Origin of the sequence: Stenotrophomonas sp. G106K1 (assembly GCF_037969685.1) — a bacterium.
In the GTDB taxonomy this organism is placed as follows: Bacteria; Pseudomonadota; Gammaproteobacteria; order Xanthomonadales; family Xanthomonadaceae; genus Stenotrophomonas; species Stenotrophomonas lactitubi.
In genome coordinates, this window is record NZ_JBBPFR010000005.1 from 61,721 (window position 1) to 74,349 (window position 12,629).

Genomic DNA, 12,629 nt, shown 5'->3' on the forward strand with positions numbered 1-12,629 from the left:
CTGAGGTACCCGACGACGCCGGCCTTGTGCCGGCGTCGTCGTGTCTGCGTTCGAAAATACGCACGCACTTCACGGTGACGATGGCATAAGGGCGCATGCTGCCCCCGGAGATCGCCGATGTCCGCCATGCCGCAGTCCGCTTCCGTCGCCACGCCCACCTATCGCCACCCGCTGATCACCGTCCTGGCTCTGTTGCTGATCGTGCTCGGCCTGGTCATCGGCGGGCTCGGTGGCTGGCTGGCCAGCCTCGGGGGCTCCTGGTACTACGCCATCGCCGGCCTCGGCCTGCTGGTCTGCGGCATCCTGTTGTGGGGCAATCGGCGTAGCGGCGCACTGCTGTATGCACTGGTGTTCATCGGCAGCCTGTTGTGGACCTGGTGGGAGTCGGGCAGCGATTACTGGCGATGGGTGCCGCGGCTGGGCCTGGTGACGGTGCTCGGCATCGTCCTGGCGTTGCTGGCGCCGACCCTGCAGGCGCCGGTATCCAGGCGCCTGTCGCGCAGCGTGGCCGCTGTACTGATGCTGGTGTTCGTGGCCGCCTTCGCCCTCGCGTTCACCCCTCATGGCGTGGTCGACGGGCATCAGCCGTTCCCGGAGCCGGCGGTCAGCGCCGGGCTTGATCCCACCCGTGACACCACCGGCCTGCAGCCTGCCGACCAGCCGGCGGATGGCGACTGGCCGTCATGGGGGCGCAGCAATGCCGCCACCCGCTATTCGCCGCTGCAGCAGATCACCCCTGACAACGTAGGCACCCTGCAACTGGCGTGGCAGTTCCGCACCGGCGACCTGCCGAAGAAGCGTTGGGGTGCGGAAACCACGCCATTGAAGATCGGTGATCGGGTGTACCTGTGCACCGCGCGCAATCAGCTGATCGCCCTCGATGCCGGCAACGGCAAGGAACTATGGCGGTTCGATCCAAAGGTGAAGGATGCCTCGATCCCGTACACGGCCGCCTGCCGTGGCGTGTCCTATTACGAGCTGCCCAGCGCGCCGCCCTTGGCCGATGCCGCACTGGCTGACGTGGCCGCCGATCTCGCGCTGCCCGCGCCGCCGCCGACCCGCACCCATCAGAGCGCGGCGCCAGGGAGCCGCTCAGCCTGCAGTGCACGCATCATCGAAGGCACGCTGGACGGCCGCCTGATCGCGGTGGACGCCGACAGCGGTCGCCCCTGCGCGAACTTCGGCAACAACGGCCAGGTCGACATCACCCTGGGCATGGGCGAGGTGCCACCGGGTTACGTATCGATCACCTCGCCGCCGGCGATCGTCCGCGGTGTCATCGTTACCGGCCACCAGGTACTGGACGGTCAGCGCCGCGACGCGCCCTCCGGCGTCATCCAGGCCTACGACGCGATCAGCGGCAAGCTGCGCTGGGCGTGGGACATGGACCAGCCCGAGCGCAGCGGCCTGCCACCGCGCGAGCAGACCTATACGCGTGGCACACCGAACATGTGGACCACGGCTACCGGCGATGAAGCGCTGGGCCTGGTGTACCTGCCGATGGGCAATGCCGCGGGCGACTACTGGAGTGGCTCGCGCACGGAAAACCAGAACAGATACGCGACCTCGCTGGTCGCCATCGATGTAGCCACCGGCAAGCCGGTCTGGCATTTCCAGGCGGTGCGCAAGGACGTCTGGGATTACGACCTGGGTTCACAGGCCAGCCTGATCGATTACCCGACGGCATCGGGGAAGGTGCCGGCAATCCTGCTGCCCACCAAGCAGGGCGACATCTACATCCTCGACCGTCGCAACGGCCAGCTGCTGACCCCGGCCGAAGAGCGCAAGGTGCCACAGGGCGGGGTAGAGCCCGAGCAGCGTGCCGCCACCCAGCTGTTCTCGCTGTACCACACGCTGCGGCGCGACGACGCGCTGACCGAGCGCGACATGTGGGGCATCACTCCCATCGACCAGCTGGTCTGCCGCATCCAGTTCCGCAAGGCGCATTACGAAGGGTTCTACACGCCGCCCCGCAGCGATCACCATTCCATCGAATACCCCGGCTACAACGGTGGTTCGGACTGGGGCAGCGTGGCCATCGATACGCGGCGCGGCGTGATCGTGGCCAACTACAACGACATGCCCAACTACAACCGGCTGGTGCCGCGCGCCGAGGCCGACCGCAAGGGCTGGCTGCCGCGCGAGCAGATCCGCGCGGACAAGGGCGGTGCCGAAGGGGCAGGGGACCCGCAGGTGGGAACGCCCTATGGCATCGACGTCAATGCCGGTTGGCGGCTGCCGTTCACCGGCCTGCTGTGCAAGCAGCCGCCCTATGGCGGCATCCGTGCGATCGACCTGCGCAGCGGCAAGCTGCTGTGGGACCGGCCGTTCGGCAGCGCACGCGGCAACGGCCCCTTTGGCATCCGCTCCGGCCTGCCCATTGAGATCGGCACGCCTAACAATGGCGGTTCGGTGGTGACCGCCAGCGGCCTGATCTTCATCGCCGCAGCGACCGATGACCTGCTGCGTGCCATCGACCTGAAGACCGGCAAGGAACTGTGGCATACCAAGCTGCCAGCGGGTGGCCAGGCCAACCCGATGATGTATGAGCAGGGCGGGCGGCAGTACGTGGTGATCATGGCCGGCGGCCACCATTTCATGGAGACGCCGGCGGGGGATTATGTGATGGCGTATGCGTTGCCGGAATAGCGCCTGGCGATCCGTGGGCGGTCGGTTGGAGGTGACCGCTGTCGCCGAAGTTGCGTGGGTGAGTGTGCACGATCCATCATCGGAACAGGACGGGGTTGGCCAAAGCCCCCTGGGAAGGAAACGCATGCTGAACTCTGAACGCCTGCCGGGGCGTGCCACTCGATTGCTGGCTGGGCTGCTTCTGCTTGGCCCTTGCCTGTGGGCAACCGCGCAGGCCTCGCCCCCGCCCGCCGTACGCAAGCTGCCCAGCGGTGCCGAACTGATCGCCGGCGATGCGCGCTTCCTGAGCGCTGCCTATGCGCCGTGCATGGCGAGCGCGGACACGGTGGCGGACGCTCGCCGTCGCTGTGTCGATGCTGAATTCAAGGTGCACGACGATGCGCTCAACCTCGCCTACAGCGCGGCGCGTTCCACGATGGCAGCCGGTGATCAGCAGCTACTGCGCGATCTGCAGCGGCAATGGCTGCGCCAGCGCGACAGCCGTTGCCCGGAGGGCGGCAATGCCGCTGCCCAACTGGATGCACAGCAGTGCCGTACGCACATGACCCTGCTGCGTGCCCGCCAGCTGCAGGGCGGTGGTGCGGCGGCGCTGGTTGCTGAAGCCAAGGCGGCCCCGGCACCGGCGCAGGTCGCCGCCCATACCGCAGATGGCGCACCCGATAGGCAGGGCAGGATCGTCCTTCAGCCCGGCGAGGGCAGGATCACGCCTGCGCTGCAGGTGGTCTTCCAGGTGGCCGACTGCAGCGGCACCGGCAACGTGACAACCTGTCAGGTGCGGAGCATGGGCGTGACCCGTGGCGGCCGAAAGGTTGCAGTCACGGGCGTGCAGTCACGCCTGACCCGCGCCGGTGCCAATGCCCATGCTGCGGCCGCCGTTCTGCTGGCTGCTTCTGACTTCAACGGCGATGGCTTGCCAGATCTGCAGGTGTGGCAGGACAAGAACGGTGTCTACAACGTTCCCGTCCACGCGTTCTACCTGTTCGATGCCAAGGGCAACCGCTACGTGCGTGCCAGGGCATTGGAAGACGCCATCGGCGGACGTGACATCGACCATATCGACAACGGACGGTTCGTCCTGCGCGGCAAGGTCGGCCCGTGCGAGCGGGAGGACAAGGTCATCCAGCTGCGCGGAACCGAGCCACGCACGCTGCTGATGCGCCGCTACGACACCTGCAAGGGCCAAGCCCCTACCGAATCGGACCTGCTGAAGTAGGTCTTCCCCCCGACGAACGGATGCGTACCGGAACTGGAGAGCTGAAGGATGAGCGAAGGCTATGGAAAGGGTGGGTCAGGCTTCGGCCTGACCCGGGACCAGTCGGTCGAGATGATCGTCCGTACCTGCATCGACAATGGCATTACCGACCACCGGCAGATTGCCTATGTGCTGGCCACAGCGCAGCACGAATCGCGCGATTTCGCCGCGCCGGAGGAAGACTGGGGCAGGAAGCAGGCGGTGGATCTGCGCTACTTCGGCGGTGAAGAGTATTTCGGCCGGGGCTTTGCCCACCTGACCCACGTCAACAACTACGAGCGGCTGGGCGAGGCGCTGGGAATGGGCCGCGAGCTGGTCGAGCATCCGCAGCGGGCGGCCGAAGCGGAAATCGCCACCAAGGTGCTGGTGGTGGGTATGCGCGATGGCATGTTCGGCGCGCGGCTGTCCGACAACGTCAACGCCAACCATGTCGACTACCGTCAGGCGAGGGCCTCGGTCAATGGCGGTGAGCTGAACAACGGCAGCCCCCATCCAGACACCATCGCCACGCTCGCCACTGGATGGGAAGCGCAGGTCGCCGGCCTGGTCCAGCGCGTGCAGCAGCCGGACTTCCAGATGCCGGTGCCGATCCATCAGGGGCCCGCTGGGGCGATGGACCTGCACCGTGGTGACGCCAACCAGCAGGTGCTGGAAGCACAGCAGTACCTGCAGCGGCTGGACATCCGCAACAACGCCAATGCCGCGATCAAGCCCGACGGTGACTTCGGTTCATCCACCGAGCAGGCCGTGCGCCGCTTCCAGACCGAACGGGGTATCAATCCGGCCAATGGCCGCATCGACGATGCGTTGCTGGAGCGCATGCGCACCGACACGCTGGCGGTCGATCCGGACTTCAAGCGCCGGACGGTGACTGACCTGACCGGGCCGCTGGCCGACGGTAACCTGCGCCCAGGTGAGAAGGGCGAGCCGGTGTTCGAGATGCGCCGCCAGCTGGAGGCGCTGGGGTACCTTGCCGAACCGAACCCACGTGCCGAGCGCGATGCGCGCACGTTTGATGCCGGCATGCAGGCGGCCATGCGCGACTTCCAGCAGGACTACGGCCTGCCCCTGCGCCCGGGCAACACCATTGATGAAGATGCGCGCCGGCAGTTGAACGACGCAGCGGTGGCGCGGGAGTTTGCCCCCACCACCGAATTCGACCGCGCGGAGAACTGGCCGCCGCAGCGTCCGCCCTATACGCGGGCGGAGTTCCAGCCGGAGCAGGTACAAGCGCGGCAGCAGGCTGCGGCGAATCCGCCCGTCGCTGGCCCCACCGCACAGGAACCGCTGCCGCAGCACAGTGGCGTGGAGTCGCTGTCAGCCAAGGACGCAGCGCTGTTCGAGCGCATCCGCCAGGGAGTGCCCGGAGCCATCGGCGATGAGCACGTCATGCGGGCCGTGCTGGAGTCCAAGCGCAACGGCATCGACGACGCCGGGCGCGTCGACCGGGTAATGATGGCCGGAGATCGCCTGTGGGTCTCCGGTATGATTCCCGGTGAGCGCGCCAGTGTGGATACGGCGCAGCCCACACGTTCGATGGACGACATGGTGAGCGATCTGGCCGGTGACAACCGGCAGCGCGAGCAGCAACTCGCCCTCGACAGCCGCCAGCACGAGAACCGGGGGCCGTCGCTGGCGTGAGCCGGCGGCAGCGACGTGCCCGTTGTGGGGCCGTCGCTGCTGCGGAGGAGCGTTGATCGAAGCGTTCGCACCGGGTGGCCGCGTCGGTCGATTACGATGGCATTTCGTCACGCCCACGGAGGATCTGCCATCGCCCCGCTGCAACCGCCTGCGTCCTGTTCTGTCCGACTCCGCTGCAGCGCTGGGTTTCTGCTGCTGATCGGCAGCGCCGTCACTGCCAGCGCGCAGACGCCTGCCGGTGCGATCGCAGAATGGGAACTGCACGGCCGCTCCGAAGGCCTGGCCCGCCCCGACACCGTCTGCCAGGATTTCCTGCAGGCGATGGGACGTAAACCAGCCGAGCTGGAATACCTAGGCTGCACGCAGGACGACGATTCCTACATCCAGCCGATGGAAGCGCGGTATCGCGTCAGCGGCGCCTCGGCGGCGAAGATCGAAGCCTATCTGCAGCAGGCCTTCGGCATGCCGCCACTGAAGTACGTCTGCTGTGGCTGGAGCAACGGCGCGCCTTATCTCTGGCGCGAGCAGCCGGGCAGCGTGAAGTACCAGATCGGCATGGGCGTGGAATCGCTGCATCATCCGCGCACGCAGTGGAGCGCGATTCCCTACTTCACGGTGACTGTGGCGGTGAACCGGAAAAGCCCGTGATGGCGTAGGTTTGTACCCGCCGCTGGCGTACAAGACTGACAATCATGCTTCAGCGGCTGGGCGTTGAACGCGGTCAAGGCGATGCGCTTCACCACAACGGACCGCAACACAGAACGCACGCCGATCCGCAGCGAAATGACCGCACGCTGGGGCGGCGGCAAGTAGGGTACTAGGTCGGTACCCGCACCATCTTTGCCATCAGGTGTTCGACCACGCCCGCCGGGTCCGCCGTGCGGCCCACATGTGTGCTGGACATCTGCACCACCGAGCTGCGCTTGGCGGTCAGGAAATGGAAGCGCGCACGCGCGGGCAGCTGCGCGATCGGGCCGGCGCCGGCATCGCCCCGGCAGATCGCCACGATGGCATCCAGCCACGGCTGCAGCGCTTCAACATCCAGCGCCGGCGCGAAGGCCTGCAGTCGCGCAGCGTCGATCTCGATCGCCGCTTCCAGGTGGCGTGCGCCCGGGCAGGACACGATCACGCCGACGTTGATGAACTCCTCGCGTTCCACCCGCGGTACGACGCGGATGACGGCATAGTCATACGTGTGCAGCGTGGGCACGGATGGCCTCCTGCACGAACACCGCACGCACCTTCAGGCGATGCTTCAGGTAGTTGACGTAGCCCTGCCGGTAAGCCTGGGGGCTGTCGAAGGCCGGCTCATCGACCAGCCAGCTGTCCGGCACCAGTCCGACGATGCGCTCGATTTCCGCATCCGGCAGGCGCGCGGCCAGTGCGGCATCGACCTCGGCGATACGGCTGGCGAACGACAGCAGCACGTGGTCGCGGATCAGCACGAAGGGCTTCTCGCAGGCATCGCCGGCAGTGGCCCAGTCGTGATGGAAGTACATCGCCGCACCGTGGTCGATCAGATACAGCTTGCGGTGCCAGACCATCAGATTGGGATTGCGCGTGGTGCGGTCGACGTTGCTGGTGAACGCATCGAACCAGACGATGCGCGACGCCAGCTCAGCGTCCACCGGCATCGCCGCCGGGTCGTAGTTGATCGCGCCGGGCAGGTAATCCAGGCCCAGGTTCAGGCCTTCGCTGGCGTGGATCAGGTCCTGGATCTCCGGGTCGGGCTCGGTGCGGGCGAACTCGCTGTCCAGCTCCACGAACAGAATCTCCGGAATCGGCAGGCCCACCGCGCGAGCCATCTCGCCCGCGATCAACTCGGCAATCAGCGCCTTCGGGCCTTGGCCGGCACCACGGAACTTGAGCACCGCCATGCCGTCGTCGTCGGTCTCGACCACGGCGGGCAATGAGCCACCTTCCCGCAAGGGGGTGATGTAGCGGAGGGCATGGACGGTACGCATGAGGGCATTCTAGCGTGGCCCCCGCGCCGGTTGCTGATCGCACGGCTCACCGGCATGCCCGCCTCGGCCGTTGTGCGGCCTCGGCGGGTGTTTAGCGATGGAGGATCGGGCAGTGCGCCCTTCACCACCGGCACCTTCTGTTGCGGCGACGGGGTGCCCCGCATGTCAGGGAATCTTCTTCACTTCGTCATTCCGTGGCCGGTGGCAGCATTCAACCGTGTAGACGATCAAGCGTTGGTGTGGCCCCCGGTTGCAGGTGTCCCTACCGCTTTTCCGCGACCGACTCCTGCCAGCTTGTTTCCGCCGCATTGCGCAGTGTTGAGTGTGGCCTGCGAGGCCACTTCCCCGGCAAGGAGGCCCGCGATGCACAGTCCTGTTCACACGTACAGCCGCCGCATCAGCACCCGCTGTTTCGCCCAGGCGGAATGCGCTGATGTTGGCGACCATGCTGAGACCGTTGCTGCGGTTCATGCAGTGTCAGACAGAATTCTTCCGTGAGTTGAGCAACGAGGGTTGGCTCTGCATCCTGCAGTGCGCAGAGCCCCACATGCATGCGAGTCGCCCCACGACGCTGCTTCGTTCGCAGCACTGGGCGCGCATCTCGTCCACGATGTCCACGCAGGCTTCCGAGGTGCACGATGAGCAACGAATCGAGAGGAGCCCTGCCGCCCCTGGATCTGGATGATGCCAAGGCCGCGCAGATGATTGGCAAGCTGGTACTGGTGGGCGTTACCCGTTTTGGTGGCGATGGCCAGGTACAGGGGCTGGAGCAGTTTGCCGGCACCGTGCTGAGGGTCAGTGCCGAAGAGGGGCTGGTGCTGGCCGATGGCGATGACGGGCATGAGCGCTACCTGCCGCCGATGCTGGACCAGTACCTGCCGGCCGCCCCGGGTGAATACCAGTTGCGGTCCAGCGGGGTGACGGTGATCGATCCCGATTATCTGTCCACCTGGGAACTGCACGCGCGGCAGTAGGTGAGTGGCATCCAGGGAGGGGCCGGGCCATGCAGGGCCACGCTTTGCAGAATGGGGCGACTAGCCCTTCCGGCCCATTTCCCGGTGGGCGGGGGGTGTTAGATTCGGCCCATGCCCGTAGTGCGGGGGCCCAACTCACTCCCAGGGGAAAAGGATGCTCATCCGTCGTACCTCTCTGGCGGCGGCCGTTGCCGTTGCCACGCTCGGCCTGTTGGCCGCCGGCCCGGCCTTCGCCGACTACGCCAAGCCGCCGGAACACCTGCTCAAGGTACTCAAGGCCCCGCCGCCGCCAGCACCGAACATCGACCCCAGCGGCCAGCGCCTGCTGCTGACCACCGCGCAGACCTATCCATCCATCACCCGGGTGGCCCAGCCGTACCTGAAGCTGGCCGGCGTGCGACTGGAACCGAAGAACCGCAGCCGCCACGACACCCCCGGCGGCTACGGCATTCCGGCCTGTGTGGCCGACTTCACCCTGGTCGAGATCGTCAGCGCCAAGAGCACCAAGGTCAACCTGCCGCAGGGCTGCGCAGGGGCCGCACAGTGGTCGGCCGATGGCAGCCGTTTCGCCTTCCAGAATGCGGTCGATACCAGCGTGCAGCTGTGGGTGGGCGACGCCGCCACCGGCCAGGTGAAGCAGGTGCCGAACGTGCAGCTGAACCCCATTTTCGGTAGCACCGTGCAATGGCTGGGTGGCAGCCAGAGCCTGCTGGTGAAGCTGGTGCCGGCCAACCAGGGGCCGGCGCCGTCCAACGGCGGTACGCCCACCGGCCCGGACGCGCAGGAATCGCTGGGCAGCAGTGGCGAGAGCAGCACCTATGAAGCGCGCGACACGCTGACCAGCGTGCACGATGAAAAGCTGTTCGCCTATTACGGTGCCTCGCAGCTGGCGGTGGTCGATGCCGCTGCCGGCAGCGTGCGCGCGGTTGGCCAGCCGGCGCTGTACAACGACGTCAACGCCGCACCCGATGGCGTGCACGTGCTGACCGAAACCCTGAAGGCACCGTTCTCACATGCGGTGACCTACCAGCGCTTCGCCAACGATGTGGCCGTGCTGGATCTCGGCAATGGCCGCAACACGGTGCTGGCCAGCCTGCCGTTGGCCGATCGCGTGCCGGTTCACGGGGTGCCGGAAGGCCCACGCGGCTACGACTGGCGCTCCACCGACCCGGCTACCCTGGTCTATGCCGAAGCTCTGGACAAGGGCGACTGGAAGGTGAGCGTGCCGCATCGCGATCGCGTGCTGATGCTGAAGGCACCGTTCACCGGCAAGCCGGTGGAAATCGCCCGCACTGCGCAGCGTTTCGAGGGCTTTGCGTGGTCGGCCGACCCGGCCGTGTCGTTCCAGTTCGAGAACGACGAGAACCGCCACTGGATGCAGGCCCGCATCGTCGATGTCGACCAGCCGAAGAAGGAAGGGCGACTACTGTGGGACATGTCCAGCGATGAGCTGTACGGCAACCCGGGCAACCTGGTGTTCAAGCGCCTGCCGAGCGGTGCGCCGGTGGTGCGCCAGGAGGGCAACACCGTCTTCCTGCGCGGGCAGGGCGCGTCGCCGCAGGGCGACCGTCCGTTCCTGGATGCGCTCAACCTGGGTACGCTGAAGAGCGAACGTCTGTTCCGCAGCGCTGCCGATGCGTATGAGCAGATCATCGGTTTCAGTGCCACGCCGGGCCATCTGGTCACCTGGCACCAGTCGGTGATGGACCCGCCGAACGCATTCGTGCGGCTGCTCGGTGAGCGCATCGACAATGCCAAGGCCGGCGAAGCGCAGTTCGAGTCCAGGCCGACCGCGTTGACCAAGCTGGTCGACCCGACCCCGGAAGTGCGGCAGATCCAGAAACGCCTGGTGACCTACAAGCGCGCCGATGGCGTGGACCTGTCGTTCACCCTGTACACGCCACCGGGCTACAAGGAAGGCCAGCGCGTACCGGCGATCCTGTACGCATACCCGGCCGACTTCGCCAATGCCGCACAGGCCGGGCAGGTGTCCGGTTCGCAGCAGACCTTCACCCGTCTGCAGCCGTACCGCCTGATGCTGCTGGCCGGCTACGCGATCATCGACAACGCCTCGTTCCCGATCGTGGGTGACCCGAAGAACGCCTACGACACTTATCTGGAACAACTGGAAGCCGATGCCAAGGCGGCGGTGGACAAGGCCGTAGAACTGGGCGTGGTCGACCGCAACCGCATCGGCGTGACCGGCCACAGCCATGGTGGCCTGATGACCGCCAACCTGATCGCCCACACCAACCTGTTCAAGGCCGGCGTGGCAACCAGTGGTTCGTACAACAAGACCTTCACCCCGTTCGGCTTCCAGAACGAACGTCGCTCGGTGTGGCAGGCGCAGGATGTGTACCTGAAGGCCTCGCCGTTCTTCTACGCCGACAAGATCAAGCTGCCGCTGCTGCTGGTCCATGGTGAGGACGACGCCAACCCGGGCACCGAGCCGTTCCAGTCGCGCAAGCTGTACCAGGCGATCCGCGGCAATGGTGGTACCACCCGCCTGGTGATGCTGCCGAACGAGCCGCACTGGTACACCGCGCTGGAGTCGAACGAACAGCTGGTCCATGAAATGCTCAACTGGTTCGACACTTACGTGAAGAACGCCAAGTAATCCGGCAAGGCCGCCCTCCGGGGCAGCCTTTCTGATTCAGGCGTCGTGTCCAGGTATCCCCCTGTGGGTGTTGCGTAACCATCTGTGATGCAGGCATGGACCGACCACAAAGCTGCGGTACGCTGCGCATCTGATGTCCGCTACGGGTTCGCTCCATGAAGGCCTTCATCCTCGCCGTATCGCTGTCGATGTCCCTTGTACCGTGCGCTGCATTCGCCCAGCCGCTGCCGGATGAGCTGGCTGCGCTGGGCATCACCCCCGGCATGCCCTATATCAAGGCCAAGCGACTGCTTGATGCCGCAGGGTGGCAGGCGAGCCCGCCACGCGATGCGCCTGAAGCACTGGAGGGTTTCCCGGAAGTGGGCTGCCAGAAGGGGGGCAACAACTGCAGCAGTACTTTCGCCAAGGATGGGCAGCAGGTCGCTCTGCAGGTGGGGACCACGCTGGCGGGCCAGCCCTTCGTGCAGGGCGGCCGCTGAGCGCGACGCGCGCTCATCCCAGTGGCAGGTTATCCAGTGCACGCGACATCCGATCATGCACGTCGCGCACGCGTTCGGCCTTGGCGTCCACACGTCGCTCATCACCGAAGCTGCGTACATAGGCGCATGCAGCAAAGCCGGCACTTTTCCTTTCGTATTCGGCGATCCAGGCCAGGCGGTCGGGGTTGCTGGCCTGCTCGGCCGACCAGGCCGCCACCGGTGGACGGATACGGGCGATGATGCCAAGTCGCCACGGTTTGGGTGTCAGCCGCGCACGGAAGCAATGCTGCAGCGTGCACATGCGTGCATACAACGTGTCGGTGCCCAGTGCCTTGAAGAAGGCATGCACCTGCGCATCCTGTGGTTCGAACGTGGCATGCATCGCCAGCACGCGCAGCCCGGCCGGGGTGCGGTAGGCCCGCAGGTGCCAGTCGGGATGGTGTTCGACGAACGCCTGTACGCGCTGCAGCGCGATGCCTTCGACGCCACCGGACCGGGCCAGTCGTCGCTTGCGCCGCCCCGACAGGATCTGGTTGACCACCACCATCGCGATGCCACCGGCCGCCAGGCCGATGTTGAAGTTGCCCAAGGCGCCGCCGATCAGTGCGCCGGCTGCCAGCAGCCCCAGTGCGCCGAGCAGTGGCAAAGCACAGCCCGAGGGAGTGGGCACGTGGTCGATGTCGGCAAACAGGACGTCGGGGGTGTTCAGGCACAACGCGCCGTAGCTGTTGCGGGTGACGATGACATCATCCCTGCGCTGCACGATCTGCTCGCGGATCGGGATGCCTTCGACACCGTAGTTGGTCCGTCGCTCGCGACGCGGCACGGACTGGCCGCTGAGGATGTCATCGAGCGCTTCGCGTGCACGCGCATCGGCGTGTGCCTGCGCGGCATCCTGGTCGTCGTCGGACCAGCCGAACCGGCGTACCACCACCGGGCGCCCCTTGTACCTGTCCTGCAGGCGGGCTTCGGCCCAGTAGGCTGGAACGATCATCATCCTGTCTTCCCCTTGCGTCCATGGCAGCCGGTCGCCGCGAGTCTGGCACAGCAGGG

Annotated in this window: 10 protein-coding genes; 7 read left to right on the top strand and 3 right to left on the bottom strand. The window is 66.5% G+C overall.

Annotated elements, in window-relative coordinates; translation table 11 throughout:
- Window positions 1-117 precede the first annotated feature (117 nt).
- From WKB25_RS06715 to WKB25_RS06730, 4 genes are all read left to right on the top strand, one after another.
- Window positions 118-2,649 (top strand): membrane-bound PQQ-dependent dehydrogenase, glucose/quinate/shikimate family, encoded by a 2,532-nt coding sequence (locus WKB25_RS06715; protein WP_340569559.1) that lies wholly within the window; start codon window positions 118-120, stop codon window positions 2,647-2,649.
- Window positions 2,650-2,773: 124 nt separating this feature from the next.
- Window positions 2,774-3,862, top strand: a complete 1,089-nt coding sequence (locus WKB25_RS06720) for a lysozyme inhibitor LprI family protein (protein WP_340569560.1) — start codon at window positions 2,774-2,776, stop codon at window positions 3,860-3,862.
- A gap of 48 nt (window positions 3,863-3,910) precedes the next feature.
- The gene (locus tag WKB25_RS06725) at window positions 3,911-5,542 is read left to right on the top strand and encodes a peptidoglycan-binding protein (protein WP_340569561.1); all 1,632 of its coding nucleotides are present in this window, start codon (window positions 3,911-3,913) and stop codon (window positions 5,540-5,542) included.
- Window positions 5,543-5,638: 96 nt separating this feature from the next.
- A complete protein-coding gene (locus WKB25_RS06730; protein WP_340569562.1) occupies window positions 5,639-6,190 on the top strand; it encodes a DUF4952 domain-containing protein in 552 nt (183 codons plus the stop codon).
- A gap of 169 nt (window positions 6,191-6,359) precedes the next feature.
- Here the strand turns inward: WKB25_RS06730 and WKB25_RS06735 are convergent, their stop codons facing one another.
- Window positions 6,360-6,752 carry a DUF3037 domain-containing protein gene (locus WKB25_RS06735; RefSeq protein ID WP_340569563.1) on the bottom strand — a complete coding sequence of 131 codons (393 nt, stop codon included), beginning with the start codon at window positions 6,750-6,752 and terminating at the stop codon, window positions 6,360-6,362.
- A complete protein-coding gene (locus WKB25_RS06740) occupies window positions 6,730-7,506 on the bottom strand; it encodes a HipA family kinase (RefSeq protein ID WP_340569565.1) in 777 nt (258 codons plus the stop codon). The genes WKB25_RS06735 and WKB25_RS06740 overlap by 23 nt, the downstream gene beginning before the upstream one ends.
- A 638-nt stretch (window positions 7,507-8,144) precedes the next feature.
- Between WKB25_RS06740 and WKB25_RS06745 the strand changes: the two genes are divergently transcribed.
- The 3 genes from WKB25_RS06745 to WKB25_RS06755 all read left to right on the top strand — a co-directional run bounded on the left by WKB25_RS06745 (window position 8,145) and on the right by WKB25_RS06755 (window position 11,576).
- Window positions 8,145-8,480, top strand: coding sequence for a hypothetical protein (locus WKB25_RS06745; RefSeq protein ID WP_025876944.1), 336 nt, complete (start codon window positions 8,145-8,147; stop codon window positions 8,478-8,480).
- A 154-nt stretch (window positions 8,481-8,634) separates the two neighbouring features.
- Window positions 8,635-11,097, top strand: coding sequence for a prolyl oligopeptidase family serine peptidase (locus WKB25_RS06750; protein WP_340569567.1), 2,463 nt, complete (start codon window positions 8,635-8,637; stop codon window positions 11,095-11,097).
- 155 nt (window positions 11,098-11,252) lie between these two features.
- The gene (locus tag WKB25_RS06755) at window positions 11,253-11,576 is read left to right on the top strand and encodes a hypothetical protein (protein ID WP_340569569.1); all 324 of its coding nucleotides are present in this window, start codon (window positions 11,253-11,255) and stop codon (window positions 11,574-11,576) included.
- Between the two features lie 13 nt (window positions 11,577-11,589).
- On the opposite strand, the gene WKB25_RS06760 is transcribed toward WKB25_RS06755, so the two are convergent.
- Complete coding sequence (locus WKB25_RS06760; RefSeq protein ID WP_340569570.1) at window positions 11,590-12,573, bottom strand: hypothetical protein; 984 nt, start codon at window positions 12,571-12,573, stop codon at window positions 11,590-11,592.
- Window positions 12,574-12,629 lie beyond the last annotated feature (56 nt).

Excerpts from the sequence above, each read along its gene's own strand:
- WKB25_RS06740 (WP_340569565.1), bottom strand. The coding sequence starts at position 7,506 with ATGCGTACCGTCCATGCCCTCCGCTACATCACCCCCTTGCGGGAAGGT.
- WKB25_RS06715 (WP_340569559.1), top strand. The coding sequence starts at position 118 with ATGTCCGCCATGCCGCAGTCCGCTTCCGTCGCCACGCCCACCTATCGC.
- WKB25_RS06745 (WP_025876944.1), top strand. The coding sequence starts at position 8,145 with ATGAGCAACGAATCGAGAGGAGCCCTGCCGCCCCTGGATCTGGATGAT.
- WKB25_RS06760 (WP_340569570.1), bottom strand. The coding sequence starts at position 12,573 with ATGATGATCGTTCCAGCCTACTGGGCCGAAGCCCGCCTGCAGGACAGG.
- WKB25_RS06730 (WP_340569562.1), top strand. The coding sequence starts at position 5,639 with ATGGCATTTCGTCACGCCCACGGAGGATCTGCCATCGCCCCGCTGCAA.
- WKB25_RS06755 (WP_340569569.1), top strand. The coding sequence starts at position 11,253 with ATGAAGGCCTTCATCCTCGCCGTATCGCTGTCGATGTCCCTTGTACCG.
- WKB25_RS06720 (WP_340569560.1), top strand. The coding sequence starts at position 2,774 with ATGCTGAACTCTGAACGCCTGCCGGGGCGTGCCACTCGATTGCTGGCT.
- WKB25_RS06750 (WP_340569567.1), top strand. The coding sequence starts at position 8,635 with ATGCTCATCCGTCGTACCTCTCTGGCGGCGGCCGTTGCCGTTGCCACG.
- WKB25_RS06725 (WP_340569561.1), top strand. The coding sequence starts at position 3,911 with ATGAGCGAAGGCTATGGAAAGGGTGGGTCAGGCTTCGGCCTGACCCGG.